Here is a 25,099-nt window from a genome sequence, read left to right on the forward strand (position 1 = left end):
CACTTCACAGACAGGACCTGAATACATGGGAAAGCTCGAAGGCAAGTCCGCGATCGTCAGCGGGTCGGGACGCGGCATCGGTCGGTCCATCGCACTCAAGCTCGCCGCCGAAGGCGCTCGAGTGGTGGTGAACGATCTCGACCCCGAGCCGGCGAAAGCCGTGGTCGATGAGATCGTCGCCGCGGGCGGCACGGCGGTCGGCTGCCCGGGGAACGTCACCGACGCGGACTTCGGCGAACGGTTCGTCGGCACCGCGGTCGACGAGTTCGGTGGACTCGACATCATCATCAACAACGCCGGATACACCTGGGACTCGGTGATTCAGAAGATGGGCGACGACCAGTGGGACGCGATCCTCGACGTTCATCTCAAGGCGCCGTTCCACATCCTCCGGGCCGCGCAGCCGGTGATCAGCAGGGCGGCCAAGGCCGAACGAGCGGCGGGGACGCCGGTCCACCGAAAGGTCGTGAACATCTCGTCGGTCGCGGGGATCTACGGCAATGCCGGACAGGTGAACTACTCCTCGGCGAAGGCGGGCATCGTCGGAATGACGCGCACCCTGGCCAAGGAGTGGGGCCGGTACAACGTCAACGTGAACGCGGTGGCCTTCGGCTTCATCGAGACGCGGCTGACGACGGCGGCGGCCGACGGTGACGCGACCATCGACATCGAGGGCCGCGAGATCAAGGTCGGCGTCAACCCGCAGCTGCTCGAGGCGATGAAGATGATGATTCCGCTCGGCCGGCCGGGTACTCCGGACGAGGCCGCGGGATCGGTGGTGATGCTGACGTATCCCGAGGCGGACTACGTCAGCGGCCAGATGATGATCACCGGCGGCGGGTTCGTGGGGTAGTGGGATGACGTCGACAGCGGAGGCAGCCGCCACGGCCGAGCGAGTCGCGGTCGTCCGATGCGGTGATCAGATTCGGACACACGACGAGGTCAGAGCGCGTGCGGCACGGCTCGCCGGCGGTCTCGCCGCCGTCGGGCTCGAGCACGGCGATCGGTACGGGATCGTCATGCGGAACGAGATCGGGTTCATCGAGGCCACGCTCGCGGGATCGATCCTCGGCGCGGTCCCGGTAGCGGTCAACTGGCATTGGACCGGCGACGACCTGGCACACCTGCTCATCGACAGCGCGGCGACCGCGGTCATCGTTCACTCGGATCTGCTCTCCGCAGTCGAGGCGGTCGTGCCCGACGGCGTCGCCGTGATCGAGGCACCGGTACCGTCGGCCGTCGCCGGCGCGTACGGATTCGCGGTCCCGGACCTGACCGGGAGGTATCCCGACACCGAGAGCCTGATCGCGTCGTCGACGCCGCCGTCCCCCTCGGCCACACCGCCGTTGAGCGTCATCTACACATCGGGGACCACGGGTCTGCCGAAGGGAATTCTCCGCAGTCCGCTGACGCCGGAGCAGAGCGCGGAGTTGTTCCGCGTCGGGGCGATCGGGCTCGGGCTCGGGGCCGCCAGGTCGACGATGATCCCGGCGCCGCTGTATCACACGGCGCCGAACACCCACGCGGTGTTCGCGATCGGTCTCGGACTGGACCTCGAGATCATGCCGCGGTTCGACGAGGAGGAGTTCCTTCGTCTCATCCAGGACCGACGCATCGAGCACATCCAGGCGGTGCCGACGATGTTCCTGCGTGTGCTGCGCCTTCCCGAGGAAAAGCTGCGCGCGTACGACCTGTCGTCGCTGCGAGCGATAGTTCATGCCGCGGCGCCGTGCCCGGTGGACACCAAACGTCGCGCGATCGAACTCTTCGGACCGATCGTCGAGGAGTACTACGGCGGTTCGGAGACGGGCATGGCGGTGTACTGCACCGCTCTGGAGTGGTTGGACCATCCAGGGACCGTCGGCAGACCGTTCGCCGACGCCGAAGTCAGGATCCTCGGGCCCGACGATGAGGAACTGCCCGCGGGGGAGACGGGCGACGTCTATCTCAAACCGTTCTCGGCGTGGCCGGACTTCACCTACATCGGAAACGACGCCAAGCGCCGCGATATGGAGAGGGACGGTTTCGTCACCGTCGGCGACATCGGCCACCTCGACGAGGACGGCTTCCTCTTCCTCAGCGACCGTCGCAACGACATGGTCATCTCCGGCGGAGTGAACATCTATCCGGCCGAGATCGAGGCCTGTCTCCTGGCGATGCCGGGCATTCTCGACGCCGCAGTGTTCGGCATCCCGGACGCTGAGTTCGGCGAGGCGCTGGCGGCGCATCTGGAGGCGGACGAGGGCATTCAGCCCACCCCGGACGAGGTCCGCGACTGGGTGAGGTCGCACCTGGCCGCATACAAGGTGCCACGCGTGGTGGTCTTCGAGGAGAAGCTGCCACGAGAGGAGACCGGCAAGCTGTTCAAGCGTCGCCTGAAGGAGCCGTATTGGATGCAGGCCGATGCCTGAGGCGCTCGCCGAGATCGGGTCGGACGGAGTCGGCGTCCTGACTCTCAACCGGCCGGACCGACTCAACGCCGTGACGGCGAGCGCCGTCAAAGAGCTCACCGCGCGAGTTCGCGAACTGGGTGACGATCCGAACTGCCGCGCGGTGGTGCTGACCGGCGCCGGACGGGCGTTCTGCGCGGGCCTGGACTTGCGCGACGGTCTCGGCGTCGTTGACGCGGACCCGGTTCGCGGCGCGTACACCGGGATGCGTCAGGTGGTCGACGCGGTGATCGCGCTCCGGGAGATCCCGCAGCCGGTGATCGCCGCCGTTCGCGGTGCGGCGGGCGGGGCGGGCTTCGCGCTCGCCGCGGCATCGGACTTCCGATACTGCTCGCCGGATGCCCGATTCGGTGCGCCGTTCGTCGCACTCGGCGTCAGTGCGGGAGACCTCGGACTCAGCTGGATGCTGCCGCGTCTCATCGGGTCCGGGGACGCCGCGGAACTGCTCTACACCGCCGGCGAGCTCGACGCCGACGACGCCATGGCCCACGGTCTCGTGCAGAAGATCGCCGATGATCCGCTGGCGGCGGCCCGGGCACGGGCCGCGGAGATCGCGGCGCAACCGGCGCTCGCGGTGCAGCTCACCAAGAAACTGCTCGACGCCTCGGTTCGCGGCACCGGTTACCGCGAACACCTCGAATCCGAGCTGCGCGCCCAGGTCATCGGGTTGTCGTCAGCCGATCACTTGACCGCTGTCGACGGATTCAGTCGGCGCTAGCCGCTCGCCGGCCGAGTCCGGAAGGGACATCATGTATCTCACTCAGGCATTGCATCGGAACGTTCAGGCACAGCCGGATCAGATCGCCACGATCTGCGGGGATCGCACCAGGACGCACAATCAGACGATCAATCGGATCGCCCGGTTCGCGGCTGCGCTCGGTGCCCTCGGCGTCCGGCCGGACGACCGCGTCGCGATTCTGGCCCTCAACTCCGACAGATACTTCGAGGTCCTCATGGCGACGGCGTGGGCCGACGCCGTGATGGTGCCGGTCAACACCCGCTGGAGCGTCGCCGAGATAGCCTTCTCCCTCGCCGATGCGGAGGCCGGCGTCCTGGTCGTCGACGACGCGTTCAGCGGAATGGTCGATGACCTCCGGTCCGCGTGTCCCGGTGTCCGAAGCGTGATTCACGCCGGCGACCAGGCGTCGCCCGCGGGGCTGGAGGAGTACGAGGACCTGATCGCGCGCACCGAGCCGGTTCCGGATGCGCATCGGCGTGGCGACGCCCTCGCGGGCATCTTCTACACCGGTGGCACCACCGGCACCCCGAAGGGCGTGATGCTCAGCCATCGGAATCTGCTGACGTCGGCATTGGGGTCTGCGGCGGCGGGAATATGGGGTGTGCGCGGCCGGATGCTGCACGTCGCTCCGATGTTCCACCTCGCCGACCTCGCGTCGGTCGTCGGTTGCATGCTGCTCGGCGGATCTCATGTGATGCTGCCGACCTTCGACCCCGAGACGGTGTGCCGAACCATCGGCGAGCACCAGGTCACAGACGCATTGCTCGTGCCGACGATGATGCAGATCCTCGTCGATGATCCGCACGTCAAGGACTATCCGACGGACTGTCTCGCGAACATCATGTACGGCGCATCGCCGATCTCCGAAGCACTGCTCGCGAGAACGCGCGCCGCGTTTCCCAGCGCGGCTCTGAACCAGGCCTACGGGATGACGGAGCTGTCGCCGGTGGCGACGCTGCTGCGCGACGAGGACCACGACCATCCGGTGCGACGGCGGTCGGCCGGACAAGCGGCGCCTCATGCCCTGGTCCGCGTCGTCGACCCGGACGGTGCGGATCTGCCGACCGGCTCGGTCGGCGAGATCGTGTGCGCCGGAGACCACGTGATGCTGGGTTATTGGAATCGTCCGGAGGAGACGGCGGCCGCGCTGCGCGACGGGTGGATGCACACCGGCGACGGCGGGTACCTGGACGAGGACGGCTACGTCTACGTCGTGGACCGGATCAAGGACATGATCATCACCGGTGGCGAGAACGTGTACTCGGTGGAGGTCGAGAACGCGATCGCGAAGCACCCGGCGGTCGCACAGTGCGCGGTGATCGGGATTCCGGACGACCGCTGGGGCGAACGGGTGCACGCCGTCGTCGGCCTGATGCCCGGTCAGACGTTGACGCTCGACGAACTGGCCGATCATGTCCGCGAGCACATCGCGGGATACAAGGTGCCGCGGTCGATGTCCGTCGTCGAGCAGTTCCCGATGTCCGGTGCGGGAAAGATCCTGAAGCGGGAGCTTCGGATCCAGTTCGCGTCGGCCGAGTGAGACGTCGAACGGAGGGGATCCCCGCTCAGGCTCGGCACCGCCGCTGAGGGCGATGACGGCGATTGAGCGGGGAATCCCGTCCGATGATTCAGATGTAGATCGCCGGGTCGGCGTAGGGGTCGTGGGCCACGACGTTGCCGGGCCGCGTCGCGGCGGCGACGCCGACGGCCACGTAACCGGCCGGAACGTCATGCACCACAACGGCATTGGCCCCGACCTTGGCGTCGTCACCGAGAGTGATGGGGCCGAGTACCTTGGCGCCTGCGCCGATCAGCACGCGGTCGCCGACGGTGGGATGACGCTTGCCCTTCGACATGCTGACGCCGCCGAGGGTGGAGCCGTGGAACATCACGACATCCTCGCCGATCTCCGCGGTCTCGCCGATCACCACGCCCATGCCGTGGTCGATGAACATCCGGCGTCCGATCACCGCACCGGGATGGATCTCGATGCCGGTCAGGAACCTGGCGAATTGCGAGAGCAGCCGCGCAGGCATCCTGGTCAGTCCACCGCGGGTCCACATCTGGTGCGAGACACGGTGGATCCACAGCGCGTGAACGCCGGGGTACGCGAGCGCGACCTCGAACATCGACCGCGCCGCCGGATCCCGCTCCTGCGCCGCCCGCAGGTCTTCGCGCAGCACGCGCAGGAGAGGAGCCGAATCGGACATCAGTCGACCAGGCCCTCGAACAGCGGCGTCGACAGGTAGCGCTCTCCGAAGTCGGGGAGCACGACGACGATCGTCTTGCCCTTCGACTCCGGACGAGCCGCGATCTGGACCGCGGCGGCCAGCGCCGCACCGGACGAGATGCCGACCAGCAGGCCCTCCTCGGTGGCGGCGCGACGGGCCCACTTCACCGCGGTCTCCGCGTTGACGTCGATGACCTCGTCGTAGACGGTGGTGTCGAGCACTTCGGGGACGAAGTTCGCGCCGAGGCCCTGGATCTTGTGGGGGCCGGGTGCTCCGCCGTTGAGGATGGCCGACTCCTCGGGCTCCACCGCGAAGATCTTCACCTCGGGCTTGCGCTCCTTGAGCACCTGGCCGACGCCGGTGATCGTGCCGCCGGTGCCGATGCCCGCGACCACGGCGTCCACGGCGCCGTCGGTGTCGGCCCAGATCTCCTCGGCCGTGGTGCGACGGTGGATCTCCGCGTTGGCCTGGTTGGCGAACTGCCGGGCCAGCACCGAGCCGCGGCGCTCCGAGGCGATCTTCTCCGCGGCGTTGACCGCACCGGCCATGCCCTCGGCGGCCGGCGTGAGGACGAGTTCGGCACCGAAGGCGCGGAGCAGCGCGCGGCGCTCCTTCGACATCGACTCCGGCATCGTCAGCACGACGTTGTAGCCGCGCGCCGCGCCGACCATCGCGAGGGCGATGCCGGTGTTGCCGCTGGTGGCCTCGATGATGGTGCCGCCCGCGGGCAGATCGCCCGACGCCTCGGCGGCGTCGACGATCGCGACGCCGATGCGGTCCTTCACCGAGTTGGTCGGGTTGTAGTACTCCAGCTTGGCGAGAACGGTGGCCTCGGCGCCGTCGGTGATCCGGTTGAGGCGGACCAGCGGGGTGCGGCCCATCAGGGCGGTGACGTCGTCGAAAATGGTGGGAGACATGGGCTTTCCTTTGCGAAATGGGTCCGTGAAGGGTCCGGAAGAAGAGACCGGTGGTGCTGATTGATGCCGGCTGCACCGATCCCGAAGGCGGGACGGCACGATGCGATGAGCCCTACTGACAGTGATCGGTGAGGAAGTACACCGAGTGGGCGAAGAGGGCACGCGACAGGTGCGGGAAGGGGTCCACCGCATCCTCCTAGAAGTCGTCAAGCCGTCTGTGATGAAGGCTAACAGACCGTCGCGTCGGACGATCCGGGGAACTCCCGCCCGGCTCAGTCCATCCCTCGCGCCGCGAGCGTCTCGGCGAAACCGTCGGCGGTCTGGAGCGCCGCGAGGACGGTCGGGGCCAGCAGGACTCGCGGTCCGGCGCGGAGGCCGCGGGCGCGCCGGGCCTGGTCCACCTGGGCGAGGACTTCGGCGATCAGTGGAATGCTGCGGATGGTGAGCGCGAAGGCCATCGCGATGAGATCTGTGCGGACACCGAGGCGCTTCAGCGGGCTCAGTCCGGTGATGATCGCGTCGAGCATGTCGGCGGTCCGGGTGGTCAGGGTGACGACGGCGGCGAGTCCGACCGAGGCCAGCAGGACGGCGCAGACCACGAAGGCGCGCGCGGCGTCGGTGATGATCCATTGAAAGACGAACAGTGCGGCCAATACCCACACGACGCCCTTCACCTGCGACCAGGCGTTGCGCGGTGGAATCCAGGCCAGCGCGAAGGTCGCTGCGGTCGCGGCCAGCGCGACGCCCGCCGCCAGCGGGGATCGGACCACCACGGCGACGGTGATGATCGACGCCATCAGCGCGACGATCTTGAACCCGGCGGGCAGGCGATGCAGCAGTGAGTGGCCCGGGACGTAGACGCCGATCATCGGCTCATCAGGTTCCGGTAGAACGCGATCGCCGGGGCCGGTTCGTCGTCGGCGACAACGCGGCCGTCGTCGAGCACGATGACGCGGTCGAAGTCGTCGAGCATCGGCAGGTCGTGCGTGAGCACCACCAGTTGTTCGTCGAGCCCGGCGAACACGCGACGGAGCATGAGGGCGTTGCGGAGATCGAGCATCGTGGTGGGTTCGTCGGCCACCAGGATGCTCGGTCCGACGACCATCACCGCGGCCAGTGCGAGCAACTGCTTCTGTCCGCCGGACAGTTGATGTGCCGGTTGATCGGCGTGGCCGTCGAGCCCGAAGTCCGCGAGTACCTCGCGAGCCCGGGCCCGACGCTGTGCCTTGTCGGAGACGATGCGCGACAACGACAGCTCGATGTCCTCGGCGACCGTCGGCATGATGATCTGCCGGTCGGGGTCGGAGAAGATGAAGCCGACGTCGCGGCGCACCTTGCGCTTGTTCTTGCGGACGTCGAGCCCGTTGACGGTCACCGTGCCGCCGGCGGGGAGGACCAGGCCGTTGATCATCCGCGCGAGCGTCGACTTGCCGCTGCCGTTCGCGCCGATGACGCCCACTCGGCGCTCGGGGATCTCGAGGGTGATTCCGCGCAACACGACGCGGTCGCCGAAGGCGTGCTCGACGCCGTCGAAGACGATCGCGGGTGGCGCGGACTCAGGCACGACGGCGGGCGCCCGGACGAAGCGGAGCGATGAGGCCGGGACGGCCGCGGTGGACCGGCGCGGCGACCAGCGCGGCCACCACCGCCTTGATCACGTCGCCCGCCACGAATGGGCCGTTGGTGGTGATCGCCGCGGTCAGGGACATGTCGGTGCGGAGCAGCAGGCCGATGACACCGCAGGTGTAGATGATGAGCACGCCGCCGAGCAGGTTGATGACGATGCCGAGGATGATGTTGTACTTCGGCATCATCAGCGCGGTCAGCAGACCGATGACGATCACCGCGGGGAGGAACCCGACGAAGTAGCCCGCGGTCGGTGAGTTCAGGGCGACCATGCCCGTTCGCCCGCCCGCCAGAATCGGCAGGCCGGCGATGGCCAGCACCATGAAGATGAGGACCGCGAGCGTCCCCTTCTTCGGTCCGAGAACCGCGCCCGCCAGCATGACGCCGAGCGTCTGCAGGGTGATCGGCACGCCGGCCGCGAGGTTGATCTGTCCGGGCAGTCCGAGGACCGCGATCAGGGCCGCGAAGACGGCCGCCTGTGCGAGGTCGGACAGGTCGAGCGACCATGGGGACCGGCGCTCACCGGTGTCGGAGGAAACGTTCGTCACAGTTGCAAGGGTATTTGGCGGGAGGCACGGAACAGAAGTCGGCGTGCGAGACGCTGGTGACCTGCGCGTCCCCGTCATCGCATCTGATGGACGTATAGTCCACGCACAGTCCTCACGGGGACGCGCAGGTCACCGGCGCCGATCACGACGCGCGGGATCAGGGCCTTCCGCTCAGCACCACGCATCGGCTGCTGTCTGCGCTGGTCTCCGCGGACTTCCTGGAGAAGGATGCGGTCTCGGGCCGCTATCGGCTCGGCGGTGCGCTCGCCCGGTACGGGCAGATCGCATACCGCCAGCATCGGATCTACCTGACCGAGCCGCACCTCGAAAGGCTCGCGGTCACCACCGGCGCGTCGGCCTCGGTGGCGAAGCGGTACGGCAACGAGGTGGTGCTGCTCGGCACCAGCCGCTGGCGCGAGACCGACGGCGAGGTGCTGCAGGGGATGCGGCTGCCACTGCACGCGTCGGCCCTCGGCAAGGTGCTGCTCGCGTACTCCGATGCCGGCATCGACGAGCTCGCCCGCCTGTCATACGAGGCGGGCACCGACCGCGCCGTCGCCGACGCCGAGGCCCTGGAGAAGGAACTGGCCCTCACTCGCGAGCGCGGCTACGGCTTCAACGACGAGGAATTGATGCCCGATTTCCGGACCGTCGGCCTGCCGATCTTCGCCGACGACGGTCGGGTCACGTTCGCGCTCGGCATCCGGGGGAGCACCGAACTGATGATCCCGGAGCGGATCCCGTTCCTCGTGGATCTCGGCCGGGCGACGGCGCGCGAGATCGCGGACGCACTGGCGTAGCCCGCGATCCGGCGCACGATTCTAGAGCGCCGAAGCGACCTGCCATGCGCTGTGGATCGCGCCCTGGATGTAGTCGACGCTGCCTGCGTCGCCCACCACGTGCACTTCCGGAACCAGACCGTCCAACCGCTGCGCGAGCGGGGCGGCCGCCGACACGCCTGCTGCCATGATGACCATCGACGCCGGGACGCTCGACGACTTCGTGTCGACGACCTGACCGCGTTTGTCGGTGATCGCCTCCTTGAACTCGACGGAGCTCGCGGTGATCCGGACCGGGCGTGCGTGGCGATGGATCGTCACACCGGCCTCCTTGGCGCGGCGGACCGCCGTCCACCGTCGGGGCAGTGCCATCGGCAGTCCGAGCTGCTGGTTGTCGTGCAGGAGCGTCACATTCCGGCCGCGTTCGGCGAGGAACTCGGCCAGTTCGAGCCCGACCAGGGATCCGCCGATCACGACGACGTCCTTGCCGACCGGCAGGATCTTGCGGGTCAGCGCGGCGATGCGCGCCGGTGTCTTGGTGAGACCGGTCAGCTTGCCGAGTCGTCCGGCCACGCGCAGATACCAGGTCTGACCGGCGGTGTCTCCGACGCCGGTCATCAACGCGCGCATGGTGTCGCCGGTGTGCACGTGCGGCAGGTCCCCGCCGGGGATGGCCGGGCGATCGCGCACCGCGCCGGTGGCGACGATGACCGCGTCCGGTGCGAGCTCGGCGATCGCCGCCGGCGTCGCCTCCGTGTTCAACCGGATCTCGACCCCGAGCCGAGCGGTCTCGGTGCGCAGCCAGTCGAGCAGCGGGTAGTTCGCCGGTGTGGTCAGCGCGGAGAACCACAGGGTGCCGCCGAGCCGATCGGACTTGTCGAGCACGGTGACGCGGTGTCCGCGCTGGGCGGCGATGCGCGCGGTCTCCAGGCCGGCCGGGCCTGCGCCCACCACGACGACCTTCTTCGACTCGGGGGCCTTCGTGAGGGTCAGCGGTGCGGCCCCGTCGTTTCCGAGTGCCGGGTTGACCGCGCAGACCGGGACGTCGTCCCAGAAGTTCTCCTGGACGCAGACGTAGCAGTTGATGCACGGTCGGACCCGCTCCGGAGTGCCCGCACGCAGCTTGTTGACCAGGTCCGGATCGGCGAGCAGCTGTCGGCCCATCGCGACGAAGTCGGCTTTGCCATCGGCGATCGCCGCGGCGCCGACCTCCGGCAGCACCCGCCCGACGGTGATCACCGGGATCGACACCGACTCCTTGACCACGGCCGCGAGGTCGACGAACGCACCCAGACGGTCCGGCAGCGGCCCGTCGGTGAAGTTGCTGAACGGGTTACGGCCCCAGCCGGTCACGTCGATCGCGTCGGCACCCGCCGACTCGAACATCCGCGCCGCCCGCGCCGCCTCGTCGGTCGAGAGACCGCCTGCCTCGCCGAACTCCCGGCCCGATACACGCACCAGGACGGCCAGATCGTCGCCGACGGCGCCCTTCACCGCAGCGATCACCTCGCAGGCGAAGCGAGCACGGTTCTCCAGCGAGCCGCCGTACTCGTCGGTGCGGCGGTTGTCGGCGCGCGACAGGAACCCGCTCAGGAGATATCCGTGCGCGCAGTGGATTTCCACGGCGTCGGCTCCCGCCTCACGGACCCGGCGCGCCGCGGCGACGTACTGCCGCGTGATCTCGGCGATGTCGTCGAGCGTCACCTCGTGGTACGTCGGCGTCTTGCCGCCGGTGACCGCCCCCATCCTGCCGAGTTCGGCCGGGGTGTTGTCGGCGAGTGCGCTCATGTCATAGGAACTCTGCGGCGCCGAGGCCACCTGCAGCGGGCGGTCGGAGACGGTGTCGATGCGGGCGACCTTGCCATGGTGGACCATTTGCACGCACAGTTTCGACCCGGCGTCGTGCACGCCGTCCGCGAGCGCTCTGAGGCCGGGGATGAAGTGGTCGGACGAGAGCCCGGGTTCCTTGGTGCTGGTGCTGCCCGCCGGATAGCCGACCGAACAGCATCCGGTGATGATCATGCCGGTGCCGCCCGCCGCGCGGGAGACGAAGTGTTCGACGTCCTCCGCCTCGATTACGCCGTCGACGGAGAGATTCATGTCCATGGCCGACATCAGGACTCGATTGTCCAGCCGCACCGGACCGATGCGGCCGGGTGCGAGGAGCGGAGTCAGGTCGGCGGTGCGCTGTGCCATGGCCGTCACGTTACGACCGGCAAGTGGAACGTGTTTCAGTCTGTCCCGTCGGGTGGGAGGTTGGGTGTCATTCGTCGTACGCCCAGTCGTGGAAACTCCAGAACTTGTGGGGCAGGTCGTTCTCGACGATGAACCCTTCCACCGACCGGTACGACCGCCCGAAGCGGTCGGCCACAGCTTCGAGGAAGTGGTCGTCGAGGGGAAGGCCGAGGACTTCGCTCAGCTGACGAGTGCCGGCCACGTCGAAGGTTCGGCCCCATTCGTATTCGCTACCGCCGCTGAAGCTCTGGCCGATGAGTCCGAACGCGTCGTCCGTCAGCGTGATTCGGACGTAGGCGGATCGGGAGTCTTCGAGATAGTAGACCTCGGGAGTGTTCACGCTGCCCATGAACGACATCGCAGCCTCGCTTTCTCCGCCGCGCGGTTCGGTCAATCCATGATTCGGACTCTACGACCGCCCTCTGACAAGTCCGACTGACCAGCGGCGACTCGACGTCTGCGGGACGTTAGAATGCATCCGTGACGGAAACTTCCCCCGACCACCCGCGTCCCGTACTCGTCGTCGACTTCGGAGCCCAGTACGCGCAGCTGATCGCTCGCCGCGTTCGCGAGGCTCGTATCTACTCGGAAGTGGTCGCGCACGACGCGACCATCGAGGAGATCAAGGCCAAGAACCCGGCAGCGCTGATCCTGTCCGGCGGACCGGCGTCGGTGTACGCCGACGACGCGCCGGCCGTCGACGAGGGCATCTTCGACCTGGGGATTCCGGTGTTCGGCATCTGCTATGGATTCCAGAAGATGACCACGGCGCTCGGCGGCACGGTCGCCAACACCGGCGGACGCGAGTTCGGTCGCACCACGCTGACCCCGAACGGCGAGGGCTCGCTGCACCGCGGCTTGCCCGACACCCAGCCGGTCTGGATGAGCCACAACGACGCCGTGCAGGTCGCGCCCGAGGGCTTCACGGTCACCGCGTCGACGCCGGGCGCACCGGTCGCCGCCTTCGAGTGCGTCGAGCGCGGCATGGCCGGCGTTCAGTACCACCCCGAGGTGCTGCACAGCCCGCACGGCCAAGAAGTGCTGACCCGCTTCCTGTACGAGATCGCGAACCTCAAGCCCACGTGGACCGCGGCGAACATCGCCGAGGCGCTGATCGCCGACGTCCGGGCCCAGGTCGGCGACGACGGCCTGGCGATCTGCGGATTGTCCGGCGGCGTCGATTCGGCGGTCGCGGCCGCCCTGGTCCAGCGGGCGATCGGCGATCGTCTGACCTGCGTGTTCGTCGACCACGGGCTGCTGCGTGCGGGTGAGCGCGAGCAGGTGCAGACCGACTTCGTCGCGGCGACCGGCGCGCGACTGGTGACCGTCGACGCCGAGGACGTGTTCCTCGGTCATCTCGACGGCGTGTCGGATCCGGAGACCAAGCGCAAGATCATCGGCCGCGAGTTCATCCGGTCGTTCGAGGGCGCGGTGTCCGAGGTACTGGGCGACCAGGCCGCCGCGGGCAAGAAGGTCGACTTCCTCGTCCAGGGCACTCTGTACCCGGACGTGGTCGAGTCGGGCGGCGGCAGCGGCACGGCGAACATCAAGAGCCATCACAACGTCGGCGGGCTGCCTGAGGACCTCGAGTTCAAGCTCGTCGAGCCGCTCCGGCTGCTGTTCAAGGACGAGGTTCGCGCCGTCGGACGTGAACTCGGTCTGCCCGAGGAGATCGTCGCACGACAGCCGTTCCCCGGGCCCGGCCTCGCGATTCGCATCGTCGGAGCGGTGAACAAGGAACGCCTGGAGCTGCTGCGCAAAGCCGACCTGATCGCGCGCGAGGAGCTGACGTCGGCCGGACTCGACGGCCAGATCTGGCAGTGCCCGGTGGTGCTGCTGGCCGACGTCCGCAGCGTCGGCGTCCAGGGCGACGGTCGTACCTACGGTCACCCGATCGTGCTGCGTCCGGTCTCGAGCGAAGACGCCATGACCGCGGACTGGACCCGGGTGCCCTACGAGGTCCTGGAGACCATCTCGACGCGCATCACCAACGAGGTGGAGGACGTGAACCGCGTGGTGCTCGACGTGACGAGCAAGCCGCCGGGGACCATCGAATGGGAGTGATCTCCCGCTGACTCACACGCAGTGCCGCCCGCAGTCGATGCGGGCGGCACTGCGTGTATTCGCCGGCGATCAGGGATTGGACGATCAGCCTGGTAGGGGCGCACGATCAGTACTGAGCGGCGGCCGGGCGGACCCGAACGGTCGGTCGATGTCGGTGGCGGGTGGGATGATTCGAAGGTGAGCAGACAACTCGTCACGGCGATCTACCTGCTGGTCATGATCGCGCTGATCGTCGGCGTCGATTTCGCGTTCCTCCGCGACCAGACCGGGCTGCGGTTGATCGTGAACGTTGCGATCGTGCTCGTCTTCCTCGGCGGGTACTTCCTGTTTCTGCGGCCGAGGTAGGCGAGGCGAGTCGTGTTGGGCCTGAGTGGATCTCGACACGACTCGTCGCTCGCAAGCTCGCGGTGCGTCTACTCGATCGACCTGACGCCCTACTTTCGGCGGAAGCCGCTCGCGATGAGGCCGACGCCGACCACGATGCCGACGGCGAGGAGCGCCCACGGCAGGTACGACGTGTCGAGCAGGAAGGGGCCGTCGGCCAGGCACCACGCCGCGACCAGCAGCGTGACGACGGCCGAGAGTCCCATCATGAAGGAGCGGTGGCGTTCGGGCTCGGCGGTTCCGGCCTGGTCGGGGGTCTCGTCGATCATTGCTTCATCTCCACGGTTCCGAGGTTGACGTTCGCCTTCACCGTCAGGGTCGGTGTCTTGGCGTCGGGGTTGACGATTCCTTCGGGGCAGGTCTGGTCGCCGACGACGGTGCTGCACTCGGTCTTGACGCGGACGTCGTCGGGCAGCCAGATCGTCATGTCGCCGATACCCTGGCGGATCTCGACAGTGCGGTCGTGGTCGAGTGGTCCGACGTCGCGCAGGTCGAGGGTCGTCGTGCCGACACTCAGCTGATAGGTGTCGCTGAGCTGCGAGACGCTCTGCGGATGCCACGACCGGTCGCCGATGCCACCGGAGGCGAATGAGGGCCGGTCTCCGGAGAAGATGGTCGAGACCACGGCGACGACCCCGACGATCATGGCGAGCGGCACCAGACCCGAGGCCCGAGTGTTGGTCTGTCGTCGTTGCAGGGCGTCGATCAGCATGCCGACGCCGAGGACCGCGAGGGCCAGTCCGGCGATCCGGCCGGTGGTGAACCAGTCGACGCCGCCGAGCACGCGCGCCGCGATGCCGATGGTGGCGGCGATGAGTGCCAGCCCGGCGAAGACGGGCGTCAACGGTGACCGCGGCGGCTTCACGACCGGAGGCTGCGGTGGGGGCGTCGGCTCGGGGAGGTCCCACGCGAAGCGAGCGGTGCCGAGCGGGTCCCAGGCCGGCGGCGCATCGGGGTCGGCGGGCGGAGCCGGAGGCTCATTCGCCGCCATCGGGATCGTCTGGGCGTCGGGACCGGCGGTCGTGCTGGAGGGAACGACGTCTCCGGTCACCACGGTCGCTGCGGGCATCGAGACCGTTGACGCCCCCACGACCGGCGGGGCGTACGACGGCTGATCGCCGGGGCGCAGCTGGTCTGCGCTGGTGCCTGCGGGAGCCTCCGGCGTCCGCTGGTACAGCAGCCACCACGCTCCCAGCATGAGAATCAGTCCGAGGAGTCCGCTGGTGCCCCAGAACGGTGAGGAGGAGCCCATGTTCCCGAGAATGATGACCGCGATGACGGCGACGACGATCCAGTACCACGGCATGTCGTGCCGGATCCGGCGATGCGACCGATGCGGCAAGTGGATCCGGCGGGGCGCGGTCTCGTCTTCGGCGGGAAACGCGACGAGAGCCGCGATGTACAGCAGGATTCCGCTGCCACCGAACAACGCTGCGACGACGAACGCCACCTTCACCAGGGTCGGATCGATCCGATACCGCATGCCGATGCCGGTACAGACGCCGCCGATGGATTTACCGGACCGGCGGCGGACCGGCCGGGTGTTCCAGAGGTCGATCAGAGTCTTGGTGTCCATGCGTTCAATGATTGTCGGGCCGGCCACGGTGTGAATCGGGTTAAACCCTGAGATGCGCCCTGATCTCGCGGAGTTCGGGACGGTCGGACACCAGAGTGTCTGCGGACGCACGCACAGCATTGACCGTTTCCGCTCGAAACGGTCGAGAATCGAGGTCGGGACGACTGAGTGGTCAATGCTGTGCGCAGGGCGGCGGCGACCGCTGCCCGGAAACCAGGAAAGTCCCTGATGTGTGCGTCCGGCAGACGTGCCACTATCGAATCAATGACTCATGTGACCGACCCTCCGCGACTCGACCGTGTGCGCCGCCGCAACGGTGGCAAGGTGCTGGGCGGGGTGTGCGGCGGGATCGCCGACCATTTGGGCGTCGACGTGTTCCGGGTGCGCGTGGTCTTCGTGGTGCTGGCGGCGCTGGCGGGGGCCGGGGTGGCGGCGTACGGCCTGCTCTGGTTCTTCTGCCCGACCGGGACGGACGTCGAACGGCCGGCTCCGCGCGAACGACGGCAGGCACAGGGCCTGATGGTGATCGGCGTGGTCGCGTTGCTGCTCAACGGAATCGCGGCGTCGAGCGCACCGGCCTCGACGCTGCTGGCGCTGGTGGTGGTGCTCGGCGGAGCGGCGCTGGTGTGGCGCGAGGTCGACGTCACGGGGGTCTCGGCGCGCGGCGGGGTGGTCACCTGGCTCCGGTTGGCCGCGGGCGCGTTCCTCGTGGTCGGCGGGCTGGTGGTGCTGGTCGCGGCACCGGATACCGCACTCGCCGGGATGAATCCGACGCTTCTCGCCGTACTCGGCACGCTCTTCGGGGTACTGCTGCTGACGATCCCGCTGTGGATGCGGATGTGGCGGACGCTGAACGCCGAGCGTGCGGCCCGCATCCGGAACCAGGAGCGGGAGGAGATCGCCTCCCATCTGCACGACTCGGTGCTGCAGACGCTCGCGCTGATTCAGAAGCGGGCCGACCAGCCCGACACCGTCGCCCAGCTGGCCCGGCGTCAGGAACGTGAGCTGCGACAGTGGCTCTTCGGCGACCAGGCGCGACGGCGAGAGTCGTTGGCGGCGGCGGTGTCCGCGGTGTCCGCCGAGGTGGAGGACACGTACGGCGTCGAGATCGAGACCGTCACGGTCGGCGACATCGCGCCGGACGAACTTCGCGACGAAGCGGTGGCGAACAGTCTGCAGGCGGTGGTCGCCGCAGCGCGCGAAGCACTGGTCAACGCGGCCAAGCACTCCGGAGCGGACAAGGTCGACGTCTACTGCGAGGTGGACGACGAGCACGTGGAGGTGTTCGTCCGCGATCGGGGGAAGGGCTTCGACCCCGACTCCGTGGACCAGGACCGGCAGGGTATCGCGAAGTCGATCCGGGCGCGGATGGAGCGGGTCGGCGGTTCGGTGCGGATCACTTCGACGCCCGGCCGGGGAACCAACGTCGCGCTCATGCTGCCGCGCGGACGGGGCCACGGATCGTCGCCGGTACTCGACTCGCAATCACAACAGACACAGGAGTTCTCATAATGTCCGACAAGACCTACCGGGTGTTCCTGGTCGACGACCACGGCGTGTTCCGCTCCGGCGTGCGCGCCGAGCTCGCCGGTGAGGCGGGACTCGAGGTGGTCGGTGATGCGGGCAACGTGCCGGAGTCGGTGGCGGGGATCGTCGAACTGCGGCCCGACGTGGTGCTGCTCGACGTGCACATGCCTGGCGGGGGCGGGGTGGCGGTGCTGCGCGGTGTCACCGACGCGCTCGGCTCGGACGCGCCGGTGTTCCTGGCGCTGAGCGTCTCCGACGCGGCGACCGACGTGATCGCGACCATCCGAGCCGGCGCCCGCGGGTACGTGACCAAGACCATCGACGGCGGCGAGCTCGCCGATGCGGTGCGGCGGGTCGCGGAGGGCGATGCGGTCTTCAGCCCGCGGCTGGCGGGCTTCGTCCTCGATTCGTTCACCGGCCGGTCGCCGGTGCCGGAGCCGCAGCTCGACCCGGAGCTCGATTCCCTGACCCGCCGGGAGATGGAGGTGCTGCGGCTGCTGGCCCGCGGCTACACCTATCGGGAGATCGCCGAGGAATTGTTCATCTCGGTGAAGACCGTGGAGACGCACGCGTCGAACGTGCTCCGCAAGACGCAGCAGTCCAACCGCAACGCGCTCACGCGGTGGGCGGTGAATCGCCAGATCGGCTGATCGGCGTCACATCACCAGGATGATGACGCCGGCGATGATCGCGGTCAGCAGGGCGAAGACGGCGAAGATCGCCGCGGCGAGTCCGGCGTGACTGTCGGACCCGCGCTGCTGTTGCTGCTGCTGGTAGTAGGTCGGCGGCGGGGTGTACTGTCCGGGCGCCGAAGAGTAGTCGGTCGGGTTGTAGGGGATCGGTGTGGGCGTGGTCCGCGGGGCGTAGTGGCCGGACGCGACCTGCGTCGGCTGGTGCGGGTGCGACGGTTCGTTCAAAGCGGAGGTTCTCGGGGCCGGGCTCGTTCCGGGACCCGAGGCACCCGGCTGCCCGGCGGGCGGCAGAGTGGTTGCGCGGTTCTGTTCGGCGAGAGGTCTGGTGCTGACCAGCCCGGTGAGCACGTTGTCCGTGGTCCCCAGCGTGTCGGCGGCGAACTGGGTGAGCTGATCACGCGCCTGCGCCATGGTCGGCCGATTGGCCGGGTTCGGCTCCAGCAGCTTCAAGAGGATCGACGACAGCCCGCCCGCTCGGGTGATCGGGTTGATCTGCCCGAGTGCCACGCGGTGCAGGGTCGCGATGTAGTTGTCCTCGTTGCCGAACGGCGGGCGGCCCTCGATCATCGTGTACAGCGTCGAGCCCAGGGAGTACACGTCCGACGCCTCGCCGGGTTCCTCGCCGCGCGCGACCTCGGGCGCGAAGTAGGCGGGCGTGCCGGTCACCACGCCGGTCTGGGTGATGGTGACGTCGTCCTTCGCGCGGGAGATCCCGAAGTCGGTGATCTTCACCAGGCCGACATTGCGGCCGGTGTTCGCGATCAGGATGTTGGCCGGCTTGATGTCCCGATGAATGATGCCGGAGGCGTGCGCCTCGGTGATCGCGTCGGCCACCTGGGCGCAGATCTGGGCGGCCTCCACCGGTTCGATGGTGCCGTTCTGCTGGAGCACGTCGGCGACGCTGTGACTCGGCAGGAACTCCATCACCAGCCATGGCTCGTCACGGTCGAGGGCGACGTCGTGCATCGCGATGGCGTTGCGGTGCGAGAGTCGGGCGGCCAATCGGCCTTCCCGCAGGGCGCGGGCGCGCGAGGTCTCGGCGACGGAGTCGTCCATTCCGCTGGTCGTGAGCACCTGCTTGACCGCGACCTCACGGTCCAGGAGCTGGTCGTGGGCGAGCCACACCGCGCCCATTCCGCCGTGTCCGATCCGGCGGATCAGGCGGTAGCGGCCGGCGACCAGATACGAGGGGCCTGGTGCGTCGGCGGGAGATGTCATGGCCCGATGATAACTGTCCCCGTTCCGGACCGGCGCACCCCTTGACGAGCGTATCGCACGTATGTTCGGATGGGTGGCATGGCAGCGCTGACCGAACTGGTGTGCGGTGACCTCATGAGGTCGATCATGATCCCGGAGGCGCCGGGAGTTCGAGTGCACGAGGTATTGGCGCGCACCGTGCTGGAGTCGGTCACCAGTGATCGGAGCCATCGGCATGCGTTCGCCGCCTCCACCTTTCGGCGGTCGGGCGAGGTGCTCGAAGTGAAGATGAACGCTGCTGCGGTGCTGCGTCGTGAAGTGCGCAGACGGTCGTGGCGCCGTGAGACGGTGGCACTCGGGACGTCGGAGGACCCGTATCACCCGGCGGAGGAGCACTATCGGCTGATGCCACAGGTGCTGTCGGTCCTGTCGGAGTCGCAGACACCGATCGCGCTGTACACCTCGTCCACGCTGCTGCTTCGGGATCTGTCGCTGTTGCGCCTCATCGGACGCAGTGTGCCGGTGACCGTCTCGGTCTCACTGGCGACCCTCGATCCGGGGCTGTCGGCGCGCGTCGACCCGGCGGCGTCGTCGCCGCGGGCCAGGTTGGAAATGGTCGAGCGGCTGGCCGACGCAGGCCTCGCGCCGCACATCCGGATCGCGCCGTTGCCGCCGCTGCTGGCAGACGGCACCTCGCAGCTCGACGAACTGCTCTCGGCGCTGTCGGCGGCGGGTGCTGCGCGGGTATCGGTGTCGCCGTTGCAACTCGGGGGCGACGACGGCGCCGACTTCCTCGGCTGGCTGGGCAGCGAGCATCCGGCATTGGTCCGTCGGTACCGGTCGCTCTACGGGCGCCGCAGTTTCGTGTCCGCGGAGTACTCGCTCGGGTTGCGCTCGAGGATGGCTCCATTGGTGGCGAAGTACGGACTGGGCAGCGAGTCGGCCGCGGACGACGATTCGCATGCCGACCAATCCGTGCTGCCGCCTGCGTCCTGCGGAAATGTCTCGCCGCCTGCGCTGACGCTGTTCTGACCCGAGGCCGAGTGCTTCCATTGGTGCATGCCCCACGTGCACGCGCCGGTGAACACGCTCGTCGGCGTGCTGCTGCTGGCGGTGCTGGCGACCGGCGTGCTGTGGGCGTACGGGGTGCCCCAGCGGTGGGCGCCGATCGGAGCGGTGGCGCGCGGGTTGGTGCAGCTGACGGTGCTCAGCGTGATCTTGAGCGGGGTGATTCGGCACGGCGCCCTCGTCGCGCTCTTCGTGACGGTCATGTTCGGGGTCGCGGTGTTCACCGCCACGCGCAGGCTCGCCGCCGACGGCAGGTCGCTGTGGCCGGTACTCGGAACCGTCGCACTCGGTATGGGGGCTGGCGTGGGTGCCGTGCTGGTGATCGTCTTCGCCTCCGGGGCACTGGAGTTGACGGCTCGCTACGCACTCGCCCTCGCGGGCATCGTGATCGGGAACGCGATGACCTCGGCGACCCTGACCGGACGCCGGTTGACTGAGGCGATCGTCGACCGGTGGACCGAGGTGGAGGGCTGGTTGGCGCTGGGTGCGACGCCGCGCCAGGCGACCGTGTCGATGGCGCGGCAGGCGGTTCACAACGCCATGATTCCCGCGACGGACCAGGCGAAGACCACCGGCTTGGTGACCTTGCCGGGCGCTTTCGTCGGTGCGATCTTCGGCGGTCTCTCGCCGATTGAGGCCGGACGCTTTCAGATCATCGTGCTGGCGTCGATCCTGGCCGCCGGTGCGGTGACGTCGGTGGTGATCGCGCATGTCATGTCGCCGGTGCGGACCAAGCCGGTGCCGGTGTCGTAAGGCCGGCTAGGCGTCGTCGAGCAACTCCTGCTCGCTGCGATCGATGAAGAGGGCGGTGCACAGCGCGGCCAGGATCAGCATGATCACGATCAGCGCGATGAGAATGGCGGTGCTGACCCCGATGTCCGCGGAGCTCAGGCCGAGGCCGTCGAGGAAGTCGCCGAAGTACCAGGACGGCCAGATCCAGATGGCGATGGGGACGAACGCGGCAGCCGTGGCGCCGACTGCGGCGACAGCGGCCATCACTCGGGCGACGGGGCGTGCCTTGGGCGACGGCATCAGGGCGGCGAGTCCGGCGAGGCCGGCGAGGGCGCAGGCGGCCACGATCAGCCACCCTCGGCCGGACGGGGCGATGCCGAGATCGTTCGCGTCGACGGTGCCCATGCCGAGGCCGTTCCATGAGGCGTCGAGGCCGACCGAGTGCAGGTTGAACCAGGGCAGCGCGGTGACCGCGATCCCGGTGACGGCGGTGATGACGACGGCGAACGGGAGTGTGCGGGACTGCATGAACCGAATGGTAGAGCATGGTTCGCCACGGCCTCCGGTTGCGACTGGAGAGTCGAGAGAATGCCCGTGGGGCGGGTGATTCCTACTCCGTTGACGATTGTCAGAGGGTGGTCCTAGCATCGAACTCAAGTTCGAACGAAGGCATCTTCCCTGCCGCTTCGGACGAGGTGGAAGGCGCTGGATGTGAGTCCGGCAGAACGATGGGAAGAGCATTGGTTCCGAGTGTGTGCCCTCGAAGACCTGGGCGTGGGTACAGATTGGCCGGGCGAGAGGGCCTGCGACGCCGGCTGAGTCGGTTGTCGGGGGAGACCGGAGCGCTGGCGGGGACGGCGTCGGGTGTGCTGTCGTCGGGTGTGGTGGCGGTGCCGGAGCCGATGGCTGCATTGTTGCCGAAGCGAGGTCTGCCGCGAGGTGCGGTGGCCGCGATGTCCGGGGCTTCGGTGTTGCCGATGTCGATCATCGCCGAGGCGAGCCGGTCCGGATCGACGGTGGCTCTGGTGGGGCTGCCGCGTCTCAATCTGGCCGCGGCGGTGGAGATGGGGGCGGATCTGAGTCGGATCGCGGTGGTCTCCGAGCCCGGCGTCGATCGCCTGGAGGTGGCCGGCGTGTTGCTCGACGGGATCGACCTGGTGGTGCTGGGTTTCGAGGACCGGCTCGGGCCGACGGGCGCGTCGGTGACGCCGGCGCGAGCGAGGGTGCTCGGCGGTCGGGCGCGGAAGCAGTCGTCGACGTTGATGGTGCTCGGCGACTGGCCGGGGACGGCTACTCGGGTCAACGGCGAAGTACGGGAGTACCGGCATCTGCCGATACGGCGGAGTGGGTACGGCCGGATCGGCGGATTCCGGGTGGAGGTTCAGGTGACGGCACCCGGTGCTCGGCCGGTGAGCGATGTGTTCGACCTGGTGGCGCCGGGGTTGGGCGAGTCGGGGGTGATGCGGCTGGTGAAACCCGAGGTCGTGGCGGAGGCGGCGGGAACGCGTCCATCGCTGGCGGTGGCGAATTGACCGCGGTCGTGCCCGGACGGGACCGCGACGAAGCGGTGCCGTCGGGCAAGCGTGTGCTGGCGCTCTGGTGCCCGGACTGGCCGACGACCGCGGCGGCCGCCGAGGCCGGGCGGTCTCCGCACGATCCGGTGGCGGTGTTGCGCGCGGGTCGAGTGGAGGCGTGCTCACATGCCGCCCGTGCCGGCGGCGTTCGCCGGGGGATGCGCAAGCGGCAGTCGCAGTCGTTGTGCCCGGAACTGACGGTGTACGAGGCGGATTCGGCGCGGGACGGGAGGTTGTTCGAGCCGGTGGTCGCGGCGGTGACCGAGGTGGTTCCGATGACGGAAGTGCTGAGGCCGGGGTTGCTGGTGATGGCGGCGGATCGGGCGGCGCGGTTCTTCGGAGGCGAGGAACTGCTGGCCGAGCGGCTGGCGGACGTCGTCGCAGGTGTGGGTCGAGGAGAGGAGGCCGACGGACGCGGTCGGGCGGTGATCGGTGGCGTCACCGCTCGTGTCGGAGTGGCCGACGAACTGTTCACCGCAGTTCTCGCCGCGCGGTCGGGGCAGACGGTGTCTCCCGGGTCGGACGCCGCCTATCTGTCGACGAGGCCGGTCGCCGACCTGGTGGTGGAACCGGCGCTGAGCGGACCGGGGCGGGAGGATCTGGTGAACCTGTTGTGGCGCTTGGGGATACGACGGCTCGGCGCGTTCGCCGAGATGGACGCCGCGGACGTCGCTTCGCGGTTCTCCAGTGACGCGGTCACGGCGCACCGGCTGGCTCGCGGTCTGCCGGGGAGGCGTCCCAGCCGGGCGCCGATCCCTCCGGGGCTGGAGGTGGAGCACGTCTGCGATCCGCCGATCGACCGGATCGACGCGGCCGCATTCCTGGGAAGGCGGATGGCGCAGGAGTTGCATGAGCGATTGTCGTCGGCCGCGCTGGCCTGCATGCGACTGACCATTCACGCCTTCACCGAACGCGGGCAACGGCATTCGCGCACTTGGCGATGCGTGGAGCCGCTGACCCCGGAGGCCACGGCCGACCGGGTCCGCTGGCAACTGGAGGGATGGCTGACGGGTCGGGCGGGCAGCGTCGACGCGCCGGACTCACCCGTCGTGCGGCTGGTGCTGGAGCCGGTGGAAGTGGTGAATCCCAGCGGGCTGCAGTATGCGCTGTCGGGCGCGGGACTGCCGGGCGAGGTCGGGGGCGGGCTCGGTGACCAGGCGCGTCGTGCGCTGGTGCGGGTGCAAGGGCTCCTCGGAGGCGAGGCGGTTCGAGTCCCGGTGCGCAGCGGCGGTCGTGGGCCGGACGAGCAGGTGACCTTGGTGGCGTTCGGTGACGAGCTCCGACCTCCGCGCGACCCGACTGCGACGTGGCCGGACCGACTGGCCCGGCCCGCGCCGTCGTTGCTGGTGCAGGCCGGGGCAGAGGTACGCGACGCCGCCGACCGTCCGGTGACGGTGAATCCGCGCGGCGCGTTCAGTGCGGAGCCGGTGACGGTGCGGTTGGGGGCGCGGTCGTACCGCCTGCGCTGGTGGGCGGGGCCGTGGCCGTTCGGTCCGGGGACGGCGCGGGCGCAGATGCTGCTGGCGGACGGTCGTGCGGTGCTGCTCTGCTGTCGTGAAGCGGAGTGGGCGGTCGAAGGGATCTATGAGTAAGAATCTCGTATTTGAATCCCCGATTCGGCCTCGATCGGCGATTTCAGCGAAGACTTCGGCCTATACGGGATTCAAATACGAGATCAGCTGTTCGCGCCTCGCGCGATGACTTGCCAGGTCTCCAAATCGCCGTCGGGTGCGGTGCCCGCGTACAGATCGTCGACCAGGTTGACGGCGTTGCAGACGTGGTTGGGGATCACGCGGACCACGTCGCCGAGTGTGGGAATCGCTGTGCCAGGAGGGAATTCGACGACGGCGTGGTGCTCGGACAGTGAGACGATGCGCGCGTCGAGATGGTCGGCGAGACGGCCGAACCCCGTGGTCCAGGCGGGTCGGTCGGCGCCGAGGACCTTGCTGCCCGCGTCGAGCACGATCCGCGGGCCGGCCGCGCTGACGACCGTGGAGATCGCGGCGAGGGCGACGTCGTCGATGCCGCAGCTCCCGAGCTCCAACTGCTGAGCGTCGTAGAACGGGTACACCCCGGGCCGCAGTTCGGTCACCACTCCGGGATCGGCGAACTGCACTGTCGGAGTCGAGCCGCCGCTCACCACGGTGATATCGAAACCGTTGGCGCGCAATGCCTCCGCCGCCGAGCCGAGAGCCTGAGCCTCCTGGGCGGCCGCGTCCGACCGCGCGCTGCCGGGCCCGTAACCGTGCCCGGGGAAGGTGAAGACCCCGGCGACGGTGAGCCCACTGTCGCGGGCGGCGGTCGCAACCTCCACGACGTTCCCAGCCGGGAGCCCGCTGCGATGCATGCCGGAATCGACCTCGATGAGCACCGTGGCGGTGGTGTCCCCGATCGCGTCGGCGAGACGGCGCACGCCCGCCACCGAATCGGCTCCGACCGCCAGCTGCACTCGGCCGGCCAGCGCGCGGAGCCGCCGGGCCTTGTTCTCCGACAGCCACAGCGGATAGGCGATGAACAGATCGTCGACCCCGAGCTCGGCGAAGATCTCCGCCTCGCCGATGGTCGCCACGGACAGGCCGACCGCGCCGGCCTCGAGCTGCCGCCGCGCGATCTCCGCGCATTTGTGAGTCTTGGCGTGGGGACGGAGGCGAATGCCGTGCCGCTCGGCCCAGTCGGCCATCGCGGTCAGATTGCGGTCCAGGCGGTCGACGTCGACGAACAGGAACGGAGTGTCGGGCATACCTGATCGTGGCACGACAG

24 protein-coding genes and 1 pseudogene are annotated in these 25,099 nt (G+C 68.8%); 13 read left to right on the top strand and 12 right to left on the bottom strand.

The genetic code is table 11. The annotated features are described in order from the left end of the window. The first annotated feature begins 25 nt into the window (after window positions 1-25). From SCNU_RS03050 to SCNU_RS03065, 4 genes are read left to right on the top strand one after another with little or no spacing between them, the layout of a single operon-like run. Window positions 26-853 carry an SDR family NAD(P)-dependent oxidoreductase gene (locus SCNU_RS03050; RefSeq protein ID WP_009677884.1) on the top strand — a complete coding sequence of 276 codons (828 nt, stop codon included), beginning with the start codon at window positions 26-28 and terminating at the stop codon, window positions 851-853. 4 nt (window positions 854-857) lie between these two features. Beyond that, window positions 858-2,411 carry an AMP-binding protein gene (locus SCNU_RS03055; protein WP_009677885.1) on the top strand — a complete coding sequence of 518 codons (1,554 nt, stop codon included), beginning with the start codon at window positions 858-860 and terminating at the stop codon, window positions 2,409-2,411. Beyond that, a complete protein-coding gene (locus SCNU_RS03060) occupies window positions 2,404-3,168 on the top strand; it encodes an enoyl-CoA hydratase/isomerase family protein (protein WP_009677886.1) in 765 nt (254 codons plus the stop codon). Before SCNU_RS03055 ends, SCNU_RS03060 begins: the two co-directional genes overlap by 8 nt. 31 nt (window positions 3,169-3,199) lie before the next feature. After that, window positions 3,200-4,729, top strand: a complete 1,530-nt coding sequence (locus tag SCNU_RS03065; protein ID WP_009677887.1) for a long-chain-fatty-acid--CoA ligase — start codon at window positions 3,200-3,202, stop codon at window positions 4,727-4,729. 88 nt (window positions 4,730-4,817) lie between these two features. Here SCNU_RS03065 and epsC read toward each other — a convergent pair whose 3' ends face one another. The 5 genes from epsC to SCNU_RS03090 all read right to left on the bottom strand — a co-directional run bounded on the left by epsC (window position 4,818) and on the right by SCNU_RS03090 (window position 8,511). After that, a complete protein-coding gene (epsC, locus tag SCNU_RS03070; protein ID WP_009677888.1) occupies window positions 4,818-5,399 on the bottom strand; it encodes a serine O-acetyltransferase EpsC in 582 nt (193 codons plus the stop codon). After that, a complete protein-coding gene (gene cysK, locus SCNU_RS03075; RefSeq protein WP_009677889.1) occupies window positions 5,399-6,337 on the bottom strand; it encodes a cysteine synthase A in 939 nt (312 codons plus the stop codon). The genes epsC and cysK overlap by 1 nt, the downstream gene beginning before the upstream one ends. A gap of 272 nt (window positions 6,338-6,609) precedes the next feature. Beyond that, window positions 6,610-7,206 (bottom strand): energy-coupling factor transporter transmembrane component T family protein, encoded by a 597-nt coding sequence (locus SCNU_RS03080; RefSeq protein WP_009677890.1) that lies wholly within the window; start codon window positions 7,204-7,206, stop codon window positions 6,610-6,612. After that, window positions 7,203-7,901 (bottom strand): energy-coupling factor ABC transporter ATP-binding protein, encoded by a 699-nt coding sequence (locus SCNU_RS03085; protein WP_009677891.1) that lies wholly within the window; start codon window positions 7,899-7,901, stop codon window positions 7,203-7,205. Before SCNU_RS03085 ends, SCNU_RS03080 begins: the two co-directional genes overlap by 4 nt. After that, the gene (locus SCNU_RS03090; protein ID WP_009677892.1) at window positions 7,894-8,511 is read right to left on the bottom strand and encodes a biotin transporter BioY; all 618 of its coding nucleotides are present in this window, start codon (window positions 8,509-8,511) and stop codon (window positions 7,894-7,896) included. The genes SCNU_RS03085 and SCNU_RS03090 overlap by 8 nt, the downstream gene beginning before the upstream one ends. A gap of 134 nt (window positions 8,512-8,645) precedes the next feature. Between SCNU_RS03090 and SCNU_RS03095 the strand changes: the two are divergent. Then, window positions 8,646-9,311: pseudogene (locus SCNU_RS03095) on the top strand (IclR family transcriptional regulator); the annotation flags it as partial. 21 nt (window positions 9,312-9,332) lie between these two features. Here the strand turns inward: SCNU_RS03095 and SCNU_RS03100 are convergent. Together SCNU_RS03100 and SCNU_RS03105 are read right to left on the bottom strand one after the other, a co-directional pair. After that, window positions 9,333-11,486 (bottom strand): NAD(P)/FAD-dependent oxidoreductase, encoded by a 2,154-nt coding sequence (locus tag SCNU_RS03100; protein ID WP_009677895.1) that lies wholly within the window; start codon window positions 11,484-11,486, stop codon window positions 9,333-9,335. Between the two features lie 67 nt (window positions 11,487-11,553). Next, window positions 11,554-11,874 (bottom strand): hypothetical protein, encoded by a 321-nt coding sequence (locus tag SCNU_RS03105; RefSeq protein WP_238526285.1) that lies wholly within the window; start codon window positions 11,872-11,874, stop codon window positions 11,554-11,556. A 131-nt stretch (window positions 11,875-12,005) separates the two neighbouring features. On the opposite strand from SCNU_RS03105, the gene guaA reads away from it, so the two are divergent. After that, on the top strand, window positions 12,006-13,589 hold the full coding sequence (gene guaA, locus SCNU_RS03110) for a glutamine-hydrolyzing GMP synthase (RefSeq protein WP_009677897.1): 1,584 nt from the start codon (window positions 12,006-12,008) through the stop codon (window positions 13,587-13,589). Between the two features lie 177 nt (window positions 13,590-13,766). Next, on the top strand, window positions 13,767-13,934 hold the full coding sequence (locus SCNU_RS20545; RefSeq protein ID WP_009677898.1) for a hypothetical protein: 168 nt from the start codon (window positions 13,767-13,769) through the stop codon (window positions 13,932-13,934). A gap of 89 nt (window positions 13,935-14,023) precedes the next feature. Here SCNU_RS20545 and SCNU_RS03115 read toward each other — a convergent pair whose 3' ends face one another. Both SCNU_RS03115 and SCNU_RS03120 read right to left on the bottom strand, forming a co-directional pair. Then, window positions 14,024-14,242: a hypothetical protein gene (locus SCNU_RS03115; protein ID WP_009677899.1), complete on the bottom strand. Its 219-nt coding sequence runs from the start codon at window positions 14,240-14,242 to the stop codon at window positions 14,024-14,026. After that, window positions 14,239-15,549 (bottom strand): PspC domain-containing protein, encoded by a 1,311-nt coding sequence (locus SCNU_RS03120; protein ID WP_009677900.1) that lies wholly within the window; start codon window positions 15,547-15,549, stop codon window positions 14,239-14,241. Before SCNU_RS03120 ends, SCNU_RS03115 begins: the two co-directional genes overlap by 4 nt. Before the next feature lie 264 nt (window positions 15,550-15,813). Here SCNU_RS03120 and SCNU_RS03125 point away from each other — a divergent pair, with 264 nt between their 5' ends. Both SCNU_RS03125 and SCNU_RS03130 read left to right on the top strand, forming a co-directional pair. Continuing rightward, window positions 15,814-17,061: an ATP-binding protein gene (locus tag SCNU_RS03125; RefSeq protein ID WP_040517492.1), complete on the top strand. Its 1,248-nt coding sequence runs from the start codon at window positions 15,814-15,816 to the stop codon at window positions 17,059-17,061. Then, entirely contained in the window at window positions 17,061-17,726 is a 666-nt protein-coding gene (locus SCNU_RS03130) for a LuxR C-terminal-related transcriptional regulator (protein WP_009677902.1), read from the top strand. Before SCNU_RS03125 ends, SCNU_RS03130 begins: the two co-directional genes overlap by 1 nt. A gap of 6 nt (window positions 17,727-17,732) precedes the next feature. Here the strand turns inward: SCNU_RS03130 and SCNU_RS03135 are convergent, their stop codons facing one another. Beyond that, entirely contained in the window at window positions 17,733-18,986 is a 1,254-nt protein-coding gene (locus tag SCNU_RS03135) for a serine/threonine-protein kinase (protein ID WP_009677903.1), read from the bottom strand. 78 nt (window positions 18,987-19,064) lie between these two features. Between SCNU_RS03135 and SCNU_RS03140 the strand changes: the two genes are divergently transcribed. Next, window positions 19,065-19,997, top strand: coding sequence for a radical SAM family protein (locus tag SCNU_RS03140; RefSeq protein WP_040517493.1), 933 nt, complete (start codon window positions 19,065-19,067; stop codon window positions 19,995-19,997). Window positions 19,998-20,024: 27 nt separating this feature from the next. Beyond that, a complete protein-coding gene (locus SCNU_RS03145) occupies window positions 20,025-20,786 on the top strand; it encodes an ABC transporter permease (protein WP_009677905.1) in 762 nt (253 codons plus the stop codon). Window positions 20,787-20,792: 6 nt separating this feature from the next. Here SCNU_RS03145 and SCNU_RS03150 read toward each other — a convergent pair whose 3' ends face one another. Continuing rightward, window positions 20,793-21,293, bottom strand: a complete 501-nt coding sequence (locus SCNU_RS03150) for a hypothetical protein (protein ID WP_009677906.1) — start codon at window positions 21,291-21,293, stop codon at window positions 20,793-20,795. A gap of 257 nt (window positions 21,294-21,550) precedes the next feature. Between SCNU_RS03150 and SCNU_RS03155 the strand changes: the two genes are divergently transcribed. Both SCNU_RS03155 and SCNU_RS03160 read left to right on the top strand, forming a co-directional pair. Beyond that, the gene (locus tag SCNU_RS03155) at window positions 21,551-22,297 is read left to right on the top strand and encodes a hypothetical protein (RefSeq protein ID WP_040517495.1); all 747 of its coding nucleotides are present in this window, start codon (window positions 21,551-21,553) and stop codon (window positions 22,295-22,297) included. Then, the gene (locus SCNU_RS03160) at window positions 22,294-23,931 is read left to right on the top strand and encodes a DNA polymerase Y family protein (protein ID WP_238526286.1); all 1,638 of its coding nucleotides are present in this window, start codon (window positions 22,294-22,296) and stop codon (window positions 23,929-23,931) included. Before SCNU_RS03155 ends, SCNU_RS03160 begins: the two co-directional genes overlap by 4 nt. Before the next feature lie 83 nt (window positions 23,932-24,014). Here SCNU_RS03160 and SCNU_RS03165 read toward each other — a convergent pair whose 3' ends face one another. Beyond that, complete coding sequence (locus tag SCNU_RS03165) at window positions 24,015-25,079, bottom strand: alanine racemase (RefSeq protein ID WP_009677909.1); 1,065 nt, start codon at window positions 25,077-25,079, stop codon at window positions 24,015-24,017. Window positions 25,080-25,099 lie beyond the last annotated feature (20 nt).

It is taken from the genome of Gordonia neofelifaecis NRRL B-59395, from assembly GCF_000192435.1.
GTDB classification, from domain to species: domain Bacteria; phylum Actinomycetota; class Actinomycetes; order Mycobacteriales; family Mycobacteriaceae; genus Gordonia; species Gordonia neofelifaecis.